The following is a 20,711-nucleotide window of genomic DNA, read 5'->3' as shown; positions in this document are numbered from 1 at the left end:
AGAGGCAAGGAGCAGATCATGACTCGTGTAGACCGGCAGGGTAGCGACGGGCCACTTCGTATGACCGCGTTGGATCGGCTAGGGAACCGTGAGATCCAGAAGCTCATGGCGGACTACAACACGGCAGACGCGCTCAGCCGCCTTGTCCAGAAGAAGAAGGAGGAGTCTGAGAAGGACATGCTCGACAAGATCGGTTGACTAGTCGAGCACGCCGAGCTCGGAGTCCGGCCGGCAGTGTGGACAGGGATCCACCCGATCCGCCAGCGCCCGCAGTGCCTGCTCCCTCGTCATGCCCTTCGACCGCTTCCCCGCCATGTGGCAGCCACCGACGTGCACGTACACCGGCGCCACGTGCCGGCTGAGGCTCTGCTCGATCAGCCAGTCCGGCGCCAGCGGGCGGGCTTGCAGGCCGCGCTGCCGCTCGGCTGCACGGCGTTCCTCATCGGCAATCCACCGCCGGGTGCGCTCCAGATCCCGCAGCTGCACACGCTCCAGAAAGCGGAGCTGCATGAGTCTCGACGGGACAGGATCGTTCACACGTTCGATTCTAGACAGTAGGCTGCCGCCCGCACCTAGAGGGAGGCCGCGTGCGAGACCGTATGGACCTGGGAGAACTGCTGCGACAGCAGCACCTCGACCTGGACACCCTGACGCCTGCGCCTGCCCTGCCGGCCCGCGACGAGCAGATGCAGCGCATCCTCCGCGTGCCTCCGTGGCCGTGCTCGGTGTGTACCGGACCGAGCGCCACTGCCTGCCCCTACGACAGCCTCCAGCACGGGCCGCGCTGGGTTGACCTGTGCTGGGATCACGCCCTGCTCACGAGGCCGCCGGCGCTGAAGATGCCGACAACGGTGGAGGGCATCTTCGCGGACATGCGGAAGCTTGCCGCCGAATTCGGACTCACCATGCGGATCATGACAGCGGAGGAGTTCGAAGACAGGGCCCACTGGGCGCGGAGACGTCATGAAGAGCCGTGACCGGTTTCACCTCACGCTGACGGTCGCTGACCGCCCGGTGATACACGGGTGGTGGGGCGGCGAGGCGGCCGCGCGCCTGAAGTTCTCCCGCTGGATCGGCGCGTACGGCAGCCTGCCCAAGGTCCGAGTCACCCTCACCGACGAGCAGGAGCGCACCGTGCTGACGAGCTGGCCCGACCCCCACTAGCCGCCTGCCATGCTGGGGATCATGACCCGCCGTGCGCAGCCGGACTGGCTGCTGACGGCTCTTCTGGAGCCTGTGACGGACTCGTTGGCAAGGTGAGGGCCGGTGAGCTGAAGGAAGGTGCGTACGCCGCGCGGGCAGTAGCACACGGCATGACGAAGGCCCCGCCCGGTCCATCTCGGGCGGAGCCCCTATACGTCACGAACCAGCAACACGCACATCAGACATCCATCGCGTACGTCACACTCGCGCGCATGCCTGACACCACACCCCGAAGCGGCTGGCGCCCCTCCCGCACACAGAAGATCATCACCGCGCTGCTGCTCCTTATCGTCTGGACAGCCATGGCCAACTCCTGGACCGACAAAGGCTGCGACCTTGGCCAGAGCTACGCCTTCGTCATCAGCCACGGCGGAAGCCCTGACCGAGATCAAGGCTGCGAGGACGAACCCGGCGGTCCGGCCTACACCGACCAGTACTACGGCTGAGGAGCCAGCATGGACAGCGGCGACCTCGCAACCTGGGTCGGCTCCAGCTTCGCTGCCATCGCGGCCGGCGCAACACTCTGGACCCTGAAGAGCCAGCGCGACCAGATCGGCGAACAGCGGCAGTTCATTGCCGAGCAGTCGGCGACGCTCGCCCTGGAACGGCAGGAACTTCTGGCCTCCGCGCAAGACAGACGCGAGGACCAGGCCAGGAAGATCGAGCTCGAAGTAACACCTTCCTACGTGAAGGTGCGGAACCGCAGTGACGACCCCCTCGCGGAGGTGCACTGCCTGGAGGATGGCCAACCTCCTGTCAGAGCAGCGTCTGCGCGGGCAGAGGGGGCTGAGGCGTCACTCAGCATGGTCCTTGAGCAGTTGCAGGGGCAGGAACAGCACCACCTCGACACCTTGGGTGTTGGGCGGATTGGCTGGTTCCAGCGCAGGAGCGATCCCAGCCGCACCGGCGCAGTTGAGATCGCATTTACGGACGCTGCCGGGGTTCACTGGACGAAGACTCACCTGGGCGAGCTGCGGCAGGTCGGCTGACGCGACGGCCCCGTCGTCCACGGGTGAACGGCGGGGCCCCCTAGACCTACGACTCCGGGGTGATCTGCGCGGACAGTTCCTCCGTCACCGCGTCGATCGCTGCCTGCAGCTCCTCTCCCGACAGATGCCCGCATGCGTCGTAGCCCGGCGTTGCGTCGATCTCCTCGGTGTCGTCGAGGAGTTCAGCTTTGATCCACGTGCGGCACTCGGGCGACACGCTCGCCGACGCCGACCCCAGCGGGGAGGGAAGTAGCGATGCGACATCCCTCTCCGCCTGGTCGCTGTCCAGGTACTCGCCGATGACCTCACCCGTCATCCGGTTCAACGTCTCCTCGTCGAGGCCGGCGCATGCCGTGGGCGACTTCTGTGTCGGGCCCTTGGCTCCGTTGGCCATGACCTTGCGGTAGTTCTCTGTGAGCTTCGCCTTGCACGCGGCCGGGTCCGCGATCGACTCACCCCCGCTGTCGCCCCTGGTGAGTAGGGCGGCGCCACCGCCGGCCAGGGCTGCGGCGACGCAGGCTGCGGCGAACCATGTGAGGGGTGCGCGTCGCTTCCGCTGTGGCGGCGGGAAGTCGGGCATGGGCGGCGGTGGCGTGGCGTCAGTCATGAGCCCCCAAAGGCAGTTGGTGCTTGATCGGCATCATCCAGCCGCGTGTGCACCGCGTGGAGGGGATGTGCCCGAGTTGTGACCTTGAGTGGGCGATGGTCCGATTGCCTGTCGCCCTGGGTGGCCTCGGGGGGAGGTGCGACCCCGCCCGCCCCCTCGTGTTGCCTGGGGTGCTGAGTGGACGGGCGGGAACTCTGAGCGGCCGCCCCCGCCGGGGGTGACGGGAGCGGCCGCGCCTCGGGCCGGCCATTGCCAAACCGGCCGAGTCTCTACATGCGCGTGCCCACCGCGATCCGCTCGTTGTCCGCGAGCAGCGGCAGCGCACGCATCAGGATCAGCAGGCGGCGCTCATCGAGCTGTTCGAGGGCAATCAGTGGCGTGGTGCCGATGCCCACCATCGACAGCACCAGGCCCATGAACGCCCGGTCCTGCTCGTCGAGGCCGAGCGTGTACACGCGGCCCATGAGGCCCTCCCAGTTGGCCCGCATACGGCCGGCCTCCTTGACGACGAGGGCCCTGCGCACGTTGTCCCGGGCGAGGAGCGTGCCCTCCTCAGCCAGGGCCTGGGCGGCCGCACAGCCCCGCCGGCTCTGGGCCGACTCGACGAGCAGCTGCCCGAGCGTGGGGGTGTCGACAGCGTCGGCGGGTGTTGCTCTGGTCTCGGTCGTCGTCATGATGCCTCCGCGGGAAGTCGGTACCCGCCAGGGCCGAACGCGGCGGCGAGTACGGCAGGATCGGTGAGTCGGCCCGAGCCGTCAGGACGCGTGATCCACATCCGGCCGTCCATCTGCCACCCCGTCGGCGGGCAGCGCAGGCACCAGCCCGGAGGCCGCACCACGAGCTGCCGCACGTCGGCCAGTTCCTCGGCCGCGTCGAGCGGGACCAGCCACCACAGCTTGTCCATCTCCGGGTCGGCGAGGACCGGCCCGCGGTGCTCGGCGGGGATGCGGACGACCATCGGGTAGCGGGTGGCGAGTTGGGCTTCGGCAGCAAGCCAGCGGCCGCCGGACACGATCGGGGCGAGCGCCTCGCTGTCCCATGCCGGACGGATGAGGGCCGGGTGCGCGGAGCAGTCGGCGAGCCACGCGTCCCCGGCCTCGTACCGCTGGTCGGACTTCGGTAGGGCCATGGCCAGGACCGTATGCAGGGAGGTTGCGCGTGTGTGCGGCGATTGCGCGGGATTGCGGGCGCGAGTGCTGGTGTTGCCGCGGGTTGCTTACGACAGGTTGAGAGCGGCGCTCGCACGGCCGATGAGCCGGTGTGCGGTGGCGTCGTAGACGGCCGAATCGGCGAGCCAGTCCCACGCGCGCTCGTACAGGGCTATGGACTCGTCGTCGTCCAGCCACATTTCCGTGCTCAGCGTCTCGACGATCACGAGGCGGCGGTCGTAGATCCAGAACCCGTGAGACGGACTGCGGCGCAGCTCGGCAGCGAAGGGGATGATGCCGAGCTGCACCGTGTCCATGCCGACCATGGAGCGCAGCCGGTCCAACTGCGCGGCCATCACCGGCCTCGGCGCGTTCAGCGCGTACAGGGCGCCCTCCCACAGCAGGACGCGGAAGCTGCGCTCAGGCTCGTACAGGGCCTGCTGGCGGCGCATGCGGGCACGCACGGCGTCCTCGATGTCCGCGGCCGGCACGTCGCGGAATGCAGCGTTAGCGGCGAACACGGCCCGCGCGTACTCGGGTGTCTGGAACAACCCGGGGATCCGGATCACCTCGACGGCGCGCAGCAGCTTCGTCTGCTCCGTCTCGATCAGGCCCTGTTCCTGGCGGGCGCGGTGGCCGTTGGAGTACTGCTTTCGCAACGACCGGTAACGCGTCTCAAGGCCTGCGAGCCGACCGGCCAACTCGGTCACCACGTCAGCCCGGCCGGCGGCCTCGGCCCACGCGGCGAGGTCGTCACGGCTCGGGGTCTGCTTGCCGTTCTCCAGCCGGCTGACCTTCGAGCGCTGCCAGCCGAGCCGCTCGGCGAAGTCCTTGCCGTTCAGGCCCGCCTCGGTGCGCAGCTCGCGCATGCGCGCACCGAGAGCGACACGGCCGGATTGGTAGTCGCTGCTCACATGGTGGAACGTACCCGCTCTGCGAAGTCGGCGGCAGCCACAGCGTGGTGCCAGGCAGCATCACGGGCCTGGCAAGCGGCGAGCACCTCGGCGGGGTCCTCGGAGACGATGACGCCCATCGTGGTGTCCTGCTCGTCGAACACGAACCGCAGCAGGGTGCGGGAGTCGATGAGCCAGAAGTCGAAGTCGGGCAGGCCGAGCTGTACGGCGTCCGCCCGCCACAGGTAGCGCACCTCGTCGCCGACGGCCACGTTGCTCGGCGCCCGCGTCAGCAGGAACTCCTGCCCTTGAGTGAGCGGCTGGTCGACGATCCGGACGCGGCCGAAGGTCTTGCCTTGCGCGACCTGCTCGGCGACGTTGCGGCGCCACCCATCCGGCTCGTCGTGGGCGACGTCCTCGCCGGCCTTCCAGCGCGCCCACGTCTCGCTGCCTCGGTCGGTGGCGTAGCCGCGGCGGGTCTCCAGCCGCCACGCGGTGTGCTTCAGGTCGGTGAACACGTGCGCCACGTCCCGGAAGGGGATCACCTCGGACGGCTCGCTGCGCGGGGCGAAGCGCGTGAGGAGCTCACGCGGTACCCGTACGAAGGTCTCGGAGGGCTTCACGTCCCGCAGCTGGGCGAGGTGCTCGGGGTCGTTGACCACGTCGCCCTGTACGAGGATCTCGCTGGTGCCTTCCACTTCGTAGAGGGTGGGGCAGTCGCCGCCGTCGCTGGTCGTGCCGAGGAACCTGAGCGCCATGTCGTCCTCCGTGTCGACTGGTTGGGGCTTCAGGATGCTCGGGATAGCGCGGGCGTGCTGGGAGATTGCGGCGGATTGCTTGGGTGATCGGCCAGGCGGTGATTGCGCGCAACTCGCAGTGACCTCTAACCGCATAGGTGATGCGGTTTGCTGGGCCTGACCTGCGGCTTTCCGAGGGTGTTGGCACTCGTATGGCACACATCGGTCGCGCCCGGCGAGGGTACGGAGAGGGCAACAGCGGGGCCCATTTGGAGTAACCCGCGAGGCCTCGGCCGCAGCCCAGTGCTGGCCTGCTCATATGGTCGTCGCTGCTTTCATCATCTCCGTGGCCTCTGCCGCTGCTGCTTTCGTCTCCGGCCTCGTGGCGTTCTCCGCATACCGCTTCGGCAAGAAGACCCACGAGGAAACAACGCAGCAGGCGGTGGAGCTGAACAAGCGGGATCTGTTCCTGTCGCTGCACGAGAGGCTGTGCAGCCCGGACCAGATCCGCGGACGCCGAGATATCCGAACACGAGGGACCGGGATACCCGAGGTCCAGCAGCTACGAGCTTCCACCAGTGGAGATGATGCCAACGCTGCCGTGGGTGCACTGGCTATGCTCGACACCCTCGGCCTGTACGTGGACTGCAAATTCGTGGATGAAAACCTCGTGTTGACAGAGTGGGGCTACGTCCTGGCTGAGCTGACGGAGCCCGCCAAGTACTTCGTAGAGACAGGCAAGGGCCCCAATGGCAGGGCGGCTTCAAGTTCCATGCTCGCGGCAGTTGTTGCGTGAGGGGTAGATAGCAGTGCAGGCACGGGCTTCGTGATCATTGTGGTGTCTTACGCCCGATGATCATGAGGTGGCCCGTGCCTGCCGCTGTATCTTCTCCGATCCCTGCCGTGCTGGGGAATCTGGGGTCGCTGGACGTCGGCCAGGTCGCCGACCTGCGTCCCTACTTCGACTCCATCCCCGACCCACGCTCGCGGCGGGGCCGGTGGTACTCGCTGACGTCGATCCTGCTGGTGTGTGCCTGCGCGGTCGTCTCGGGAGCGAAGAGCATCGACGAGCTCGCCGAATGGGGTGCGAGGGCCTCGGGCAGGCTACTGGCGGCCCTGGGTATCCGCCGTCATCTGCTCGGGTGGCGGCGCACCCCCTCGCCCGTGACGATCGGGCGCGTGCTGGGCGCCGTGGACGGTGATGCCCTGGACCGGGCGGTGGGCGCCTACCTGACCGACCGGCACCACGCCGTCACCGGCACCGCGACCAGGGCCACGGGGCAGCCGGCGGCACCCGCGCCCGGGCGGCTGCGCGTCCTTGCCCTTGACGGCAAAGCGCTCAAGGGTTCGGCCCGTCTCACCTCGGCACGCCGGCACCTGCTGTCGGTGGTCACCCACGGCCCAGTCGTGACCCTCGGCCAGGTGGAGGTCGGCGCGAAGACGAACGAGACCACCCACTTCCGCCCGCTGCTGGAGCCGCTGGACCTGGCCGGCACTGTCGTCACCTTCGACGCGCTGCACTCGGTCAAGGCGAACGTCTCCTGGCTTGTCGAGACGAAGAAAGCGCACTACATCGCCGTGATCAAGACCAACCAGCCGACCGCCCACCGCCGGCTGGCGGCCCTGCCCTGGCGGGACATCGCCGTCCAGCACACCGCCTCCGGGACCGGGCACGGCCGGCGGGAGTCCCGCTCGATCAAAACCTGCGGAATCGCCGACGAACTCGGCGGAATCCCGTTTCCCCACGCCCGCCTGGCCATCCGCATCCACCGCCGCCGCAAGCTCACCGGCCGGCGCGAGAGTCGTGAGAGCGTCTACGCCGTGACCAGCCTGGACGCCCACCAGGCCTGCCCGGCCGACCTGGCCGCCGCGATTCGCGGGCACTGGGGAGTGGAGAACTCCTCGCACCACATCAGAGACGTCACCTTCGCCGAGGACGCCTCCACCGTCCACACCGGGACCGCGCCCCGGGCCATGGCGACCTTCCGCAACCTCGCCATCGGCGTGCTGAAGGTCCTCGGAGCCAACAACATCGCCAAGACCACCCGGGCCATCCGCGACGAACCCGAACGAGCACTCCCGATCCTGGGCATCATCAACAACCGCGACACCTACGGAACTTGATCAAGCCCTGCGCTCCAACGAGGACTCTGGTGCGCAATTCGTGCGTCAGCCTGCGAGTTGGTAGCTGAGCCGGGTGAGGCGGCTGCTGCGGGTACGGTCGAGCGGGTGTCCGCTCCAGTAGGCGTCGAGCCGCACGACGTTGATCGCGGTGGCGGAGAAGGCGTGCTGGAGACGGACCTTGGGCAGGCCGCGGTAGCGGGCTCTGCGCATCCCGGTGACGTCGAGGGCCTGGTTGATGGTGCCTTCCACGCCGGCCCGCAGCCTGTACCGGGCCTTGTACGCGTCGGTCTGCTGTTCGGCGCGGGCGGCGGCGAGGGTCTCGTGCAGTTCGCGGGGGCGCAGGGTGAGCATCCGGCGGCCCTGGCGGGAGGTGGTGCACCGGTCGCGGAGAGGACAGCTCCCGCAGGTTGTGGCGGCGAAGGTGACCACGATGGCGTCCCTGCGGTGCTGTTGGACGGGGTTCCAATTGCTGCTGGTGCGTCCGGCCGGGCAGCGCGCCTGGCGGGCCTTCCAGTCAATGGAGAACGCGCTCTTGTCGAAGCCCTCGGCGGCCCTGGCCTGCCGGGAGTGGTCGAGCAGGGCGGGGGTCACCATTTCGGTGCCGAGCTTGGCGGCGGCGTGGATGAGGTCGGCGGAGGGGTAGCCGGAGTCGAGGTAGTGCTCGCCGGGCGGCAGGCCGTGCTCGCGCAGCCGCTGCTGGATGGGTGCGGTGGCCTGCACGTCGGGGACGGCGGCGTGGGTGGTCATCACATCCGTGATCAGGTTCGGCGGCAGTAGCCCGCCGTCCTCCTCCCCGCGTCCTTCCCTGTCCCTGGCTTCGGCTTCGGCTTCGGCTTCGGCTTCGGCTTCGGCTTCGGCTTCGGCTTCGGCTTCGGCTTCGGCTTCGGCTTCGGCTTCGGCTTCGGCTTCGGCTTCGGCTTCGGCTTCGGCTTCGGCTTCGGCTTCGGCTTCGGCTTCGGCTTCGGCTTCGGCTTCGGCTTCGGCTTCGGCTTCGGCTTCGGCTTCGGCTTCGGCTTCGGCTTCGGGGGGAGTGTGGCAGGACTCGGTCAAATGGACCTTGTAGCCCAGCCAGAACAGTTCCTCGCCCTTGGCCGCCCAGCGCGCATCGGCGTCGTAGGGCGAGGCCAGGCGGATACTGCCGGGCGGGACTCCGTCCGTGTCGGCCTCCCGCTTCCTGACCACCTCCCGCCCCCGGTTGTCGGTGTGGATGTAGTAGGTCTGCACCAGCACCTGCCGCAATAGCTGCACGGCCTCGATCTCGCGGATCCACGGCGGGGTGGCATCGGCCCAGGCCGCCCGGCACAGTGTCAGCGCGTCCTGCCCGAACACCTGGGCGAGCCGTTCACGCTTGGTCTTGGACGTGGGCATCGTCCAGCCGTTGATCCGCTCCCCGTAGCGGTGCGCGAACTCGGCGATGTCGACTGCCTCGGCGAGCCAGGCGGGGGTGGCCACCGCCAGTGCCTCCAGGGCCGCCCGCACGCTCTGGCCGGCCAGCTCGGTGCGGTTCAGGTCCCGGACCGCGCTGATGACGTGGGTGGCGTCGGTGCGCTGCCTGCCGCCGGCGGCCACCAGCCCGGCCTCCTTGCAGTGCTCCAGCAGCCGGTCGAAAACCGTGCGCTCCAGGCCGTGCTCGGCCAGCCTCGTCCGGAACCGGGGCAGCACGCTGTGGTCGAAGCCGGTGTCCGCCAGCTCCATCCCGAGGGCGTATTTCCAGTCGATCGCGCGTATCGCCATCGCCGCCGCCTGCCGGTCGGTGAGGTTCTCGGCGAACTGCAGCACCGTAACCAGCGACAAGGCGCCCGGCGAGAGGCCCGGCGCCCCGCGCACCCCGAACGCCTCGGCGAACGGCTCGTCGGCGAAGACTTCCGCGAGCCGGTCGCGGACCCGTATCGCCAGGGTGCCCTTGGGGAACGCGGCGCGGGCCACCGCCGCGGTCTGCTCGGGAACCGGTGGCAGGCCCTTGGGCCGCATCGACATCTACATCACCCCCGCGGCCGCACGACGGGAAAGGCGACCGCTCAGGCGATCATCGCGTACTCAGCCGACCCCGCGTCAGGAATTGCGCACCAGAGTCAACGAGGCAGTCAAAACCCGCATATACGCCAACGCCGACTCAGCTTGATCATTAACCCCGGCTCTTCAGCGGAATTGGTCGATCTGACGCCCTGACGGCAGAAAGGTGCCGCCGACCTGCAAGGATGCGAGTGTCTAGATCGAATCCGGCGCAGGAGTCAGGGCACCTTTCTGGTGAGTGAGCGTACAGGGTGGGACCGCGGTCTGTCTGTGACGGCCGACGGGAAAGGGCTGGTCGGGCATGCCGGGGCAGTGCTGTTGCGCAGGCTCGCCGACCGCGTGGGCCTGACCGACGCACTGGCGGGAGTGCTTCCATCGGGCACGACCTCGTCGTGGCGGGACCGGGCCACCGCGCTCGTCGGCCTCGTCGTCGCGATCACGCTCGGCGCCACGAATCTGCTGGAGGCCGAGCAACTCCAGCTCCACCACGGCCCGCTGTTCGGACCGGCAGTGTCGGACTCCACGCTGCACCGGCTGCTGTCCACGACGGACGAGACGACGCGCGCGCAGATCGCGAAGGTACGACAGCGGGTGCGTCGCCACGTCTGGACGCTGCTGCACCTGCGGCCCGGCGGCTTCCCGTATCTGACCGTCGCGGGGCGGCATCTGAAGGGCTGGATCGTGCTCGACATGGACGCCACGGTCATCACCGCGGCCTCCAGGAAACAGGGCGCCGCCGGCACGTTCAAGGGCACCTTCGGCTTCCACCCGTTGGCCGCGTGGCTGGCCAACACCGACGAGTGCCTGGCGATGGAGCTGAGGGAGGGCAACGCCGGCGCGAACACCGTCGCCGATCACCTGCGGGTGCTGGATGCCGCGCTCGCGCAGATACCCCGCTCCTCCCAGGCCAAGATCCTGGTGCGGGTCGACGGCGCCGGTGCCACGCACGGCCTGCTCAAGCGCCTTCAGGCGCTGAACACCACGCGGCGCACGGTCCGCTACACCGTCGGCTGGACGATCACGCCCGAGGACGAACGCGCCATCGCCCGCCTCCCCGAAGCCGCCTGGGAAACCTCCCTGCGACAGGACGGCGAGGTCCAAGAGGGCTACTTCGTCGCCGAGTTGACCGGGTTGAACACTCGTGAGGGCTGGCCCAAGGGCATGCGGCTGATCGTCCGCCGCGTCAAGCCCTCCCGCCGGCACCTGGGGAAGCTGACGGCGTTTGAGCAGAAGACCGGCTGGCGCTACTCGATCACTGCAACGAACATCCGGCACATGGGTCACATCGCCGGCACCCACCAAGTGCAGTTCCTCGACGTCCTCCACCGCGATCACGCCGAGGTCGAAGACCGCGTGCGCACCAACAAGGCGATGGGACTGGCGAACCTGCCGTCCAAGTCCTGGGAAACGAACGCGAGCTGGATGCTCACCGCGAACCTCGCCGCCGATCTCGACGCCTGGATGCGGCTGCTGGCCCTCCACGACCAAGCGGACCTCGCCGACGCCGAGCCGGACACGATCCGCTTCCGCCTCTACCACCTGCCCGCCCGCCTCGCCCACCACGCACGCCGCCGCCACCTGCGCATCGAACGGACCTGGCCCTGGGCCGAGACATTCACGACCAGCTGGAAGCGGATCAACAACCTGACGGTCGCCACCTGACGACCAGCCCCTTGCCCCAACGCACACCGAGAGGAGGAAGGCCAGCAGCCTCCGGGTCCGTGGAACCCGGCGCACCCCGCAGCGAGACGCGACGGCCCACCCTCACACGGCGAGGGACATTACGGGCGAACCACCAGGCCACTCAACGACCAAACCCCACCGAAGAATCGAGGTTAACCTCGCTGCTGTTTGGATTGTGGACCTTCACTTTGGACCACTCAGCCATATGCTCATATTCGTAGAGCGGCAAACCGCAAAGCACGCATCCGAATCCGCATCGCTGCCGAATCTCACGTTTCGTGAGCTCTGGAATGACTGGTCGACTCTTCTTCATGGACGAAACTCCAGCCCCGCCGACGCTGTCGAATTCACTTTGCGGAATTTGTCATCACCCCTTGCGAGGTGACATCGCTGCCACGACGGTTTTCAAGATCGGCGAAAGGCTTGACCGCCTAGTAAGGCTCCACTGGCCGCGTGACCCCCCAGACGGTCCGGCCTCTCTCACTCCGTGTCGCGACTTGGATCAGCGGACCGAGTGCTGCAGGCCGCTGAACAGGTCAGTCCTGCAGCGCGGCGAGACCCTTCTGCAGGTCTTCGCTGTTCATCACCGGCTGGATCTCGATCTTCGCGCCGAGTCCCTCGAAGAGGGGCTCCGCAATCGTGGGGAGCATTGAACTGTCCTGCATGTCGAAGACGAAGGTGCACGATCGCCCGCCCTCGCTGGGGCCGAAGTAGGCCGCCTCGGGCTTGAGTTGTTCCGTCATCGACTGCATGATCGGCCGGCACCGGGAGGGAGGGGGCATCGTCGCCGACTGCGGGTCCGTGGGTGGCGTGTGGGGTGGCTTCCGTCCCGCCCGCCGTCGACCAGGCAGAGCCGAGCAGACGTGGCCCATGGCGTCCAGGTCGTACGTCCGGCGGGGCGCTCCACCTGGACGCCATGGACCACGCCCGCTCCACCGCGGTGTGGGTCGACGGCGGACGGGACGGAAGCTGGGGGGAATGGTGGGCTGAGGAGCGGGGACGGCAGTCTGCTCCTCGCCTCGGCCTGTCCAATACCTGTGCCTCGCGAAGTAGCGTTCGAGGCAGCGGAGGATGTCCTCCATGGGCATGCCCTCTGAGCTGCGCCGGGCGGCGCATGCCGACGTGTGGGCGGACCCAGGGCGGACCCGCTCCGGACGGGTGCGGTGGTGTGCAGGACGTGGTCCGCCTGGCGGTCGCCCCGACCGAAGCGATTCCGCACAGCCCGCGTGCAATGAATTCGTGGTTGAGAATGCTCCGGTTTCTTCTCAGGTCGCTTGAGGGTGCCCGATGAGCCCGTCGGGAGGGAATCGCCGCCAGACCGAATGCTGGTACTTCAGGCTGTGCTTCTGCAGCGCGGCAGGACATATTGTGCGGAGCGTCATTGGACCGCTCTTGTACAAGTTGTGTCGGGCTCGCAGGTAAGGACGGGGAAGCGCATGAGTGAACCCCAGTGGCTGGCCGATATCTGTTCCTGCTACGCCGGCCAGCCCAGCCCATATCGTGATGCTGAAGTCCTCAGGTCCATGCAGGCGGCCGTGGACCCGACGTCACTCAACCGTGTCGACTGGAATCAGTACAACACTGAAGAATTCCGTGTCGGAAGCACTCTCAATGAGGTTCTTCAGCGGTGCTTCTCCAGGGTGAGGATGGCCTTGACGATTGACGTCAGGCGGTTGGGACTGCAGCGGGCGCGGCGGAAGATCCGCCAGGACTTGAGTAGGGCGAAGGCCCGCTCGACCGGGCTGCGGAGCCGTGCGTGCGCGCGGTTGACGGACTTCTGGTGCGCGGTCAGCTCACGGCCGCGGTGCCGTTTGTATGGTGTGCAGAAGGTTCCGCCGGCTCCTTCGTAGGCTTTGTCCGCCAGGACGGGAATCTTCAGGCGTTCACATACGGTGATGATGCGGTGGGTGCGGGCGGCGGTGATGTCCACCGTGCGGCCCGGCAGGGCTGGCGAGTACCAGATCAGCTTGCCGGTCGGTCCGGTGACGGCCTGGATGTTCACTCCGTGCCGTCTGGCCTTGCCGGAGTAGTCGCGTTCGCCGTCGCCGACCCGGTCGCACTCGGCGATGGTGCCGTCCACGAGGACGTGGTCGGGCTTGGCCCGCCGCAGTGCGCGGGTGAGAGACGGGGCCATGTCCGCCAGCAACGCGGTGACGCTGTGTACATAGGCGTGGGCGGTGGCTTCGCTGATCCGGAAGCCCGCGGCGATCTTGGCGAGGGTGGTGTGCTCGCGCAGGTACACCAGGGCCACCATGGCCCGCTGGGAGGGGCGCAGCTTGCAGCGGCGGTCACCCTCGCGGGTGACGATCAGCATGGTCACCCACTCCACCAGTGCATGCGGCAGGTCGAGTGCGCAAGGATAGGTCACCAACGAGGCCCCCTGGCTGGCGAGTCGAGACGTGAGACATCTCGCTCAACAGCCCGAGGGCCTCGCCTGTTACGCCCCGCCGCCGGTCACCCGATCAGTGGCCACTCTGAAGAACCTCAATCTACGGACCTTGTACTTGCGGCTGGAAGCGGCTGTGGAAGCGCGGGAGGAGCGCGGGCGGGAGACGGGATGCGTGCTCCACACCACGGCTGCTGAAGGGGAACCCAACCTTGAGGATCTGCTCGCTCTCCTTCGGTTCCTCTTTTCTCCGCAAACGGGCTACCAGCTTGACGAGGCGACCCGACGGTACTGGACCTTGGACTGGGCGGAGGTGTTCGACGATTTCAACGTACGGCACCCGGCCTCGAGTTGCGACAGCCAGGGCACTGTATGGAGTGACGATCGGTCCTCCTTTAATGCCGTCGGCTCTCTCGTATGGAACCGTGCCTATCCGGCCGGCGCTGCCAGCGGCGTGTCGGGGATGCAGGAGCCCCCGGATGCAGCACCATCCGGGGGCACTCAGGCCTTTGTGCCGCAGCAGGACCCCGCACCACCTGTGCGTGCGGCCCAGAAGCCCGTCAAGGTTCTCGATCGCGTGTTCCATGGGACATGGAGTCGTTATGTAGATGATCTCCTTAAGGAAGGTTTTAAACCAGGGATGTCACGCAACGGAAAACGATTCGGGGACGGTTTCTATTTTACGGAATCGGTACAGAGCGCACGGAGCTGGTCGGCCGATGATATGCGGGTCAAGGGGAAGGGCCCGGTGATTGCAGCAAGGATAAGCGGATCCGTCGCCTTCATCGATCAGCAGAAGGTCGAGCAGACCGTGAAGAAGGGCGACTTTTCAGAATTCCCGTTCATCGAGTCCGCTGCGGATGAATCTCGCCTCACGGAGCTGATCAAGTCTGTCTATGCAGGAAGTGGCGTGTCCGAATCCGCGATTGGAATCTTCCTCAAGGAAAAGGGGTACTCTGCGATGTATCTATCCCCCTGGAGGGAGATTGTCGTGTTCGACAGTGCGCACATCGTCGGTATGGAGAAAATCTAGCTGCTGCTGCCGCATGCTATCGGATCTGCGTGATAACGCCGGCGAACAGCGGCGAACAAGAGCGGACGCCTGCCCACCCTTGTACAGGTGAGAGCCACAGCCGCCCAAGGTCAGGGGTTCACCCAAGTTGCTTCGCATCGAGGGGCAACTTGCGAGGGGTGGGCGTGCCTCAGCCGTGCCCGATCCAGCGGGGTACCTCGGGGAACAGCGGTCACTCACGGGCAAGACCCAACACGACGGCCCCTGACCGATCTGCCTGGTCAGGGGCCGTCCACCTGCGGTAGGTGTGGAATTTGAACCCACGGTCACATCGCTGCGACGACGGTTTTCAAGATCGCCGACAGGCTTGGCCCGCCTATTGAGGCTCCACTGACCGCGTGACCCCGCAGACGGATCCTGCTTCTCTCACTCCGTATCGCGACTTGGATCAGCGGACCGAGCGTTGCCGGCGGCTGACGAGGCTGTCAGTCCTGCAGCGCGGCGAGACCCTTCTGCAGGTCTTCGCTGTTCATCACCGGCTGGATCTCGATCTTCGCGCCGAGTCCCTCGAAGAGGGGCTCCGCGATCGTGGGGAGCATTGAACTGTCCTGCATGTCGAAGACGAAGGTGCACGATCGCCCGCCCTGGCTGGGGCCGAAGTAGGCCGCCTCGGGCTTGAGTTGTTCCGTCATCGACTGCATGACTTTCGGCAGTGTGCCGTTCTTGATCGCCTCATTCGACATCTGAGTGTCCAGCTGCGCTCTCAGCATGACCCTCATCGCACGCGCTCCTTCCGCCCACCACGACCGGCGCGGTCCCGTCGATGGTGTCCCCCGTCGTGGTGTTGCCGATCAACTGGTGGGCGTGTTCGGGGTGTTGGGTAGTGCGGGGGCGCTTTCGGGGCGTTCGGAGTAGAGCTCGTCCATGCTGCCTTCGGGGAGGTAGCGGCGGGGGAAGGCGATCCATTCGTCGTGCATCTCGAACAGCACGGCGGTGACGAGCCGCAAGAGCGCGTCGTCGTTGGGGAAGACCTGGACGACGTCGGTGCGGCGCTTGATCTCCCGGTTGATCCGCTCCAGCGGGTTGGTCGACTGGATCTTCTTCCAGTGCCTCGGTGGGAAGTCCGCGAATGCTGTCAGGTCTTCCTTCGCGTCGAGGAGCATGGCTTTGACCTTGGGGAACTGGGTGCCGAGCATGTCCGCGACGGTGTCGAGCTGGGTGCGCACGAGGCCGGCAGTGGGCTGGGTGAAGATCGTGCGGATCGTCGCGGCAACCATTTCACCGGAGTCCCGGTCGATCACGCCGAAGACGTTGCGCAGGAAATGAACCCTGCACCGCTGCCAGGCGGCGCCCAGCATCACCTTGCGGACCGCGGCGACCAGACCCGAGTGCTGGTCGGTGACGACGAGGCGGACCCCGGACAGTCCGCGTTCACGCAGGGAGCGCAGGAACTCCTTCCAGAACGCCTCGCTCTCGCTGTCTCCGGCCATCAGGCCCAGGACCTCGCGGTTGCCGTCCTCGGTGATGCCGGTGGCCACCACGACGGCCCGGGAGACAATCTGGTGGTTGACCCGCCCCTTGCAGTACGTGGCATCCAGGTAGACGTAGGGGAAGCGGACATGGTCGAGTGGGCGGGTGCGGAACGCGGTCAGCGGTTCGTCCAGCGCCGCGCAGATCCGTGAGACCTCCGACTTCGAGATGCCGCTGTCCCCACCCAGGGCTTTGACCAGGTCATCCACGCTGCGGGTGGACACACCGTGCACGTATGCCTCCATGATCACGGCATAGAGGGCCTGGTCGATCCGGCGCCGCCGTTCCAGCAGTGACGGGAAGAAACTGCCGGTGCGGACCTTGGGGATCTCCAGGTTCAGGTCGCCGGCCAGCGTGGTCAGCACCTTCTCGCGGTGCCCGTTGCGGATGGTGGTCCGCGTCGGCGTGTGCTCGTTCCACTCCGCACCGATATGGGCACTCGCCTCGGCCTCGATCAGCTCCTGCACCATCCGCTCGGCGATGGTGCGGATGAACTCGATTCCGTCGGTCGAGCGTAGTGACTCAAGCAGCCGTATCAGCTCAGACTGGGACAGGGCCATCGTGTACTCCTCGTGGTTGAACTGGCTGTTCACCAAGAAGAGTTACGCGGTGGCCCACCCCCTGTTCAGGGAGCGGCACTCACCCGTGGAAGTGCGCCCCGGGCAGACGCCCGCGCACTCCCAGCCGCTGATCCGCAACACCACGACGAGGGACACCATCGTCCCGTCCGCGCTCGCTGAGACCCGGTGACGTCCCGCTCAGCCTCTCCTCGAGTGATCAGGGCGGCAACCTCTCGCCCTCCGTCCGTGTCGCATGTCGCGATCAAGGGCGAGATCATCGGCATGTACCTGCTCCGATGGGCTGCGCCGGCGCCTGCCCGAAACCGGGAGCCGGGCAGTCCCGACCGCGGGGACGTTACAGCTGCCCGAGGAAGTGCCCGAAGGCCCATCCAGCGCACTCCCCCGCCGCGCCAGGATGCGAAGCATGCCGCAACCCATCCCGCCCGACGCGCCGCCGGCGCAGCACGAGACATGGCACCCGCCGATGGCCCCGCTTCCTGCACAAGGACAGTGGTGCCGGCCTGTGGTCTGCGCACAAAAAGCCGTCAGCGCGCAGGTCCCCGCGCAAAAAGCCATCGTCGCGCAACGCTTCGAATGCAGGCAGTGCGATGTCACGTGGTACGACACCGACAGCACGTGCTGGAACTGCCACCAGCCCGCAACCCCCGCCGCCACCGGCCGCACCGGCCACGGCCCGCCCGGCGTGGCGGGATTGCCCATGGGGCTGAGGGCCTGACCGGCGTCCCAACAGGGGTTCGGCCACAGGCAAGGACGGCATCACCGCAAATGGCACATCGCATACAAAACCCAAGGATTAACAATGGAAATCCGCAGGGCAACTGAATGCGGACCAACACTCTCCGCCTATACGATTTCCGCAATGCACAGCGCCAGCCCCAATGACGTACCCGATCAGCACGACATACTCCAGAATATAAATCCCGGAAAGTATCGCCTTCCTTTCTGGAATTTCCTCCAGGACATGTCCGGGAAAAATTTCAAGTCCGAAGAAATAGAGGCGGACCTCAACTGGGCCCCGGACGCCATGGACCCGGACAAGGAAAGACCGCCGCCCTCACAGGCCACCCGGGAAGCAGCGGAAGACTACATTCGCCACCACCGATGGATCCTTGCGAAGATCTCGGAGGTCGCCGACATGCGCCGCGAACTGCTCCTGGCGGAGAAACGACTGAGCGCGTTTACTCAATTCAGGGAAAGCAGTCGGCAGCAGGCCTTCGACGGCGCCGCCGTCCTCGCCATCACCCGGGCTGCAGGCGACGCCGACCATGACACACTGATAGCCCAAGCGAAAGCAACAGAAATATCCATCAAATACGCAGACAGCAAGATTGCCGAAATGAGCCGAATGATCATGTGGTACAGGACCGAGCTCGGTGAAACCTGCACCAGCGAAACAGGCCAGGAAATCTACCGCCTGGCCGATCAGGCACTGTCACGGCAGCTGTAGATCACGGTGGCTGCAGGAGTTCTGTCAGTGAGTCTTTGCCAGTAACGGATCATGACGTTGCGTGATTGATCAGATGGTGCGGTCGTACTCGAGCTGGAGCAGGACGAGGGCTGCGGCGGCGATCTTCGTGATGCGGCTGGGGTCGAGGCTGATCCGGCGCAGGGCTTTGAAGGTCGTCTTGAGCAGGGAGCTGGCGCGCTCGCAGACGCCGTGGATGCCGCGGATGACCTTGTTGTACGTCTGCTGGGCCTCGGTCAGCTCGCTTCCGGCGGGCTTCTTGTACGGGTGTCGGAAGCCGTCGCCGGCGTTCTCGTGGCCGAGGTCGGCCAGGGTCGGCATGTCCAGCTCGGCGGCGATCCGGTTGAGGGCGTCAAGCAGACCGTGGTGGCGGGCGCAGGTGGTGTCGTGTTCGCGGCCCGGGCGGGCCGGTGAGACCCGGATCGGCCGGCCGTCCGGGGTTGAGATGACCTGCACGTTCCCGCCATGGTGCTGATGTTTTCCGGACCACCAGAGGTCCGCGTCGTTGGGGCCGGGAGCGGCGACGCGATCCGTGCGGACGACGGTGCCGTCGAGGTTCAGATGTGTCAGCCCGGCGGCCTTCGCGCGTTCCGGCGCAGTCGCCAGGTCCGGTGCCCCGGCCGCCGGAACGGTCAGTCCTTCATGGAGGTAACGGTAGGCGGTGGAGGTCGACAGGCCGTTGTCGCGGGCGAGTTGGGAAAGGCGGGCGTTGTCGATGAACCAGCGCAGGACGAGCACTGCCTGCCGGAAGCAGCCCGGCGCACGCCTGCCCCTGCGGGTTCCGGCCGCGATGCGGTGGTCGCGCAGCAGCCGAGCCAGGTGCTCGGCGGTGGACCGCTCCACGTCGAGCACCGCGGTGTATGTGACACTGGTCGGCACGTGAGGCCCCTCGGTCAGAACAATCCGTCGCAAGATCGTTCCTACCAGGGGCCTTACGCCTGCCCGGACTTGGGGACCACACGAGCCGCAGCGGAAGCATCACGATCACAGCGAGCGACGGCCGCTTACCGGGAAAGACTCAGTGTGTCGGGTTCGGCTGGGACGGTGTGAGCGCGTGTTCGGCGGCGTCGGTGGCAGGCACGGGCGACGGCCTGGTGGAGGCGGCGGTAGGCGGACCAGGCCATGGCGTGCCGGATGCGTTGGTGGCGTTCGGGCAGCGGGGTGAGCAAGATGAGCAGGCGCCTGATCTCGAAGGCGGTGAAGCGGACGGGGGCGGGCGGGCTGCTGGGATCAGGCGGGTCCCCCTCTCTCGGCTACGGGCGCTGTCGGCGGGGGCCGGCCGTAGCGGGTCCGGGCCGGCGGGCCGTTCTCGCGGGCGGTGGCTGCGTCGCAGCCGGCCAGGAACGCGGCGGCCAGCTGGGCGAGGGTGACGTGCCGGTACCAGCCGTGGAAGGAGCGGACCTCGTAGTCAGCCATCCCGCAGGCGGACTTCGCCGGCTTGATCGCCTCTTCCACCCGCCGGCGCGCACCCGGCACCAAAACGATCTCCTCGACCGGGGTGTCGGTCGGGCCCCGGCCCAGGTAGTAGTCGCGTTTGCCGGGATCCTCCAGGCGGCGTCGCGCGACCAGCCATCGCGCCCACGCCTGGCCATCGGCCATCTCCTCCTCGCCGGGGAGTCGCCGCACCCACCACTGCCACGTGCGGGTATCCAACTGGGAGGGCCCGGCGGGCAGTTCGACCCAGTCCTCCTCCCGGGCGACCCGCTCCACCAGCCGGGCGGCGTGCCGCCGGCCCGGACGCTGCAGCACCGGCGAGTTCGCCTGCACGTTGACCACGTACGGCAGACGATGCTCCTCCAGGAAGAAACGGAACGCACGCTCGCGCCCGTACACCTCGTCGGCGGCTACCCACACCTTCCCCGTCTCCTGGGGCAGGCCGGGCAGCGCCCGCTCGATCATCGCCTCCGCCGGCCGTGGCTTGGTCAGGAACCCGCGCTGCCCGGGCACGTGCGCGGCCCGGCAGCGATCCGGATCGTCCGTCCATTCCCGCGGCAGGTACAACTCCCGGTCGATCAACGCCTGCCCCGCACCGGTGGCCCACGCGCACATCACCCCGATCTGGCAGGGGAATACCCCGCCGAGCGTCCCGGAGTGCTGTCTCGCCACCCCGGCCGAAGCCTTCCCGCGCTTGGCGAACCCGGTCTCGTCCACCACCAGCACCCCGGCCCCGCCGGGCCCCGCGCCCACGCCGTCGTCCGCCAGCCCGGCGACGGCGTACCGGCGGGTGAGCGCTTGGTCGGATCGAGGCGAGCCCGACGGACTACCGGCGGCTGCCGGCCCGGGCCGAGCGGCGGCCGCAGCGCAAGCCGGCCGTGGACAACGCCGGACGGAGCGGGCCGG

General features: G+C 67.5%; 25 protein-coding genes. 12 read left to right on the top strand and 13 right to left on the bottom strand.

The window, feature by feature from the left end; genetic code table 11:
* The first annotated feature begins 18 nt into the window (after positions 1–18).
* Complete coding sequence (locus OG331_RS47705; protein WP_406191813.1) at positions 19–198, top strand: hypothetical protein; 180 nt, start codon at positions 19–21, stop codon at positions 196–198.
* Here the strand turns inward: OG331_RS47705 and OG331_RS47700 are convergent, their stop codons facing one another.
* On the bottom strand, positions 199–537 hold the full coding sequence (locus OG331_RS47700) for a DUF6233 domain-containing protein (RefSeq protein ID WP_406191815.1): 339 nt from the start codon (positions 535–537) through the stop codon (positions 199–201).
* A 50-nt stretch (positions 538–587) separates the two neighbouring features.
* Here OG331_RS47700 and OG331_RS47695 point away from each other — a divergent pair, with 50 nt between their 5' ends.
* The 4 genes from OG331_RS47695 (at position 588) to OG331_RS47680 (ending at position 2,192) form a co-directional block, all read left to right on the top strand.
* The gene (locus tag OG331_RS47695) at positions 588–977 is read left to right on the top strand and encodes a hypothetical protein (RefSeq protein ID WP_406191817.1); all 390 of its coding nucleotides are present in this window, start codon (positions 588–590) and stop codon (positions 975–977) included.
* Positions 964–1,164: a hypothetical protein gene (locus OG331_RS47690; protein WP_406191819.1), complete on the top strand. Its 201-nt coding sequence runs from the start codon at positions 964–966 to the stop codon at positions 1,162–1,164. Before OG331_RS47695 ends, OG331_RS47690 begins: the two co-directional genes overlap by 14 nt.
* A gap of 251 nt (positions 1,165–1,415) precedes the next feature.
* The gene (locus OG331_RS47685; RefSeq protein ID WP_406191821.1) at positions 1,416–1,649 is read left to right on the top strand and encodes a hypothetical protein; all 234 of its coding nucleotides are present in this window, start codon (positions 1,416–1,418) and stop codon (positions 1,647–1,649) included.
* Between the two features lie 9 nt (positions 1,650–1,658).
* Positions 1,659–2,192 (top strand): hypothetical protein, encoded by a 534-nt coding sequence (locus OG331_RS47680; protein WP_406191823.1) that lies wholly within the window; start codon positions 1,659–1,661, stop codon positions 2,190–2,192.
* Positions 2,193–2,238: 46 nt separating this feature from the next.
* Here the strand turns inward: OG331_RS47680 and OG331_RS47675 are convergent, their stop codons facing one another.
* The 5 genes from OG331_RS47675 to OG331_RS47655 all read right to left on the bottom strand — a co-directional run bounded on the left by OG331_RS47675 (position 2,239) and on the right by OG331_RS47655 (position 5,598).
* Positions 2,239–2,799, bottom strand: coding sequence for a hypothetical protein (locus tag OG331_RS47675; RefSeq protein ID WP_406191825.1), 561 nt, complete (start codon positions 2,797–2,799; stop codon positions 2,239–2,241).
* 269 nt (positions 2,800–3,068) lie between these two features.
* A complete protein-coding gene (locus OG331_RS47670) occupies positions 3,069–3,473 on the bottom strand; it encodes a hypothetical protein (RefSeq protein ID WP_406191827.1) in 405 nt (134 codons plus the stop codon).
* Positions 3,470–3,928 (bottom strand): hypothetical protein, encoded by a 459-nt coding sequence (locus OG331_RS47665; RefSeq protein ID WP_406191829.1) that lies wholly within the window; start codon positions 3,926–3,928, stop codon positions 3,470–3,472. The genes OG331_RS47670 and OG331_RS47665 overlap by 4 nt, the downstream gene beginning before the upstream one ends.
* 87 nt (positions 3,929–4,015) lie before the next feature.
* The gene (locus tag OG331_RS47660) at positions 4,016–4,861 is read right to left on the bottom strand and encodes a helix-turn-helix domain-containing protein (RefSeq protein ID WP_406191831.1); all 846 of its coding nucleotides are present in this window, start codon (positions 4,859–4,861) and stop codon (positions 4,016–4,018) included.
* Positions 4,858–5,598, bottom strand: coding sequence for a DUF6879 family protein (locus OG331_RS47655; protein ID WP_406191833.1), 741 nt, complete (start codon positions 5,596–5,598; stop codon positions 4,858–4,860). The genes OG331_RS47660 and OG331_RS47655 overlap by 4 nt, the downstream gene beginning before the upstream one ends.
* 298 nt (positions 5,599–5,896) lie before the next feature.
* Here OG331_RS47655 and OG331_RS47650 point away from each other — a divergent pair, with 298 nt between their 5' ends.
* Together OG331_RS47650 and OG331_RS47645 are read left to right on the top strand one after the other, a co-directional pair.
* Positions 5,897–6,373, top strand: a complete 477-nt coding sequence (locus OG331_RS47650; protein WP_406191835.1) for a hypothetical protein — start codon at positions 5,897–5,899, stop codon at positions 6,371–6,373.
* Positions 6,374–6,480: 107 nt separating this feature from the next.
* Positions 6,481–7,701 (top strand): ISAs1 family transposase, encoded by a 1,221-nt coding sequence (locus OG331_RS47645; RefSeq protein ID WP_406191102.1) that lies wholly within the window; start codon positions 6,481–6,483, stop codon positions 7,699–7,701.
* A gap of 45 nt (positions 7,702–7,746) precedes the next feature.
* Here OG331_RS47645 and OG331_RS47640 read toward each other — a convergent pair whose 3' ends face one another.
* Positions 7,747–9,678 (bottom strand): transposase, encoded by a 1,932-nt coding sequence (locus OG331_RS47640; protein WP_406209477.1) that lies wholly within the window; start codon positions 9,676–9,678, stop codon positions 7,747–7,749.
* Positions 9,679–9,948: 270 nt separating this feature from the next.
* Between OG331_RS47640 and OG331_RS47635 the strand changes: the two genes are divergently transcribed.
* The gene (locus OG331_RS47635) at positions 9,949–11,376 is read left to right on the top strand and encodes an IS1380 family transposase (RefSeq protein ID WP_406191297.1); all 1,428 of its coding nucleotides are present in this window, start codon (positions 9,949–9,951) and stop codon (positions 11,374–11,376) included.
* A 557-nt stretch (positions 11,377–11,933) separates the two neighbouring features.
* Here the strand turns inward: OG331_RS47635 and OG331_RS47630 are convergent.
* Both OG331_RS47630 and OG331_RS47625 read right to left on the bottom strand, forming a co-directional pair.
* Positions 11,934–12,140, bottom strand: coding sequence for a DUF3303 family protein (locus tag OG331_RS47630; RefSeq protein WP_406191840.1), 207 nt, complete (start codon positions 12,138–12,140; stop codon positions 11,934–11,936).
* An 878-nt stretch (positions 12,141–13,018) separates the two neighbouring features.
* Complete coding sequence (locus OG331_RS47625; protein ID WP_406191842.1) at positions 13,019–13,768, bottom strand: transposase family protein; 750 nt, start codon at positions 13,766–13,768, stop codon at positions 13,019–13,021.
* A gap of 127 nt (positions 13,769–13,895) precedes the next feature.
* Between OG331_RS47625 and OG331_RS47620 the strand changes: the two genes are divergently transcribed.
* Positions 13,896–14,816: a hypothetical protein gene (locus OG331_RS47620; protein WP_406191844.1), complete on the top strand. Its 921-nt coding sequence runs from the start codon at positions 13,896–13,898 to the stop codon at positions 14,814–14,816.
* Positions 14,817–15,280: 464 nt separating this feature from the next.
* Here OG331_RS47620 and OG331_RS47615 read toward each other — a convergent pair whose 3' ends face one another.
* Positions 15,281–15,574, bottom strand: coding sequence for a DUF3303 family protein (locus tag OG331_RS47615; protein WP_406191846.1), 294 nt, complete (start codon positions 15,572–15,574; stop codon positions 15,281–15,283).
* 72 nt (positions 15,575–15,646) lie between these two features.
* Entirely contained in the window at positions 15,647–16,885 is a 1,239-nt protein-coding gene (locus OG331_RS47610) for an IS256 family transposase (RefSeq protein ID WP_406209691.1), read from the bottom strand.
* 16 nt (positions 16,886–16,901) lie between these two features.
* Between OG331_RS47610 and OG331_RS47605 the strand changes: the two genes are divergently transcribed.
* The 3 genes from OG331_RS47605 (at position 16,902) to OG331_RS47595 (ending at position 18,353) form a co-directional block, all read left to right on the top strand.
* A complete protein-coding gene (locus OG331_RS47605) occupies positions 16,902–17,075 on the top strand; it encodes a hypothetical protein (protein ID WP_406191848.1) in 174 nt (57 codons plus the stop codon).
* 234 nt (positions 17,076–17,309) lie between these two features.
* On the top strand, positions 17,310–17,621 hold the full coding sequence (locus tag OG331_RS47600) for a hypothetical protein (protein WP_406191850.1): 312 nt from the start codon (positions 17,310–17,312) through the stop codon (positions 17,619–17,621).
* A gap of 84 nt (positions 17,622–17,705) precedes the next feature.
* Entirely contained in the window at positions 17,706–18,353 is a 648-nt protein-coding gene (locus OG331_RS47595; RefSeq protein ID WP_406191852.1) for a hypothetical protein, read from the top strand.
* 69 nt (positions 18,354–18,422) lie between these two features.
* Here the strand turns inward: OG331_RS47595 and OG331_RS47590 are convergent, their stop codons facing one another.
* Both OG331_RS47590 and OG331_RS47585 read right to left on the bottom strand, forming a co-directional pair.
* Positions 18,423–19,223, bottom strand: coding sequence for a transposase family protein (locus OG331_RS47590; protein ID WP_406209706.1), 801 nt, complete (start codon positions 19,221–19,223; stop codon positions 18,423–18,425).
* A gap of 378 nt (positions 19,224–19,601) precedes the next feature.
* A complete protein-coding gene (locus OG331_RS47585) occupies positions 19,602–20,558 on the bottom strand; it encodes an IS701 family transposase (RefSeq protein ID WP_406191854.1) in 957 nt (318 codons plus the stop codon).
* Between the last annotated feature and the right edge of the window lie 153 nt (positions 20,559–20,711).

The sequence above is a fragment of the Streptomyces sp. NBC_01017 genome (genome assembly GCF_045162795.1).
GTDB lineage: Bacteria > Actinomycetota > Actinomycetes > Streptomycetales > Streptomycetaceae > Streptomyces > Streptomyces machairae.
The sequence above is the reverse complement of the archived record's forward strand: the minus strand, read 5'-3'. Positions and strand labels throughout refer to the sequence as shown.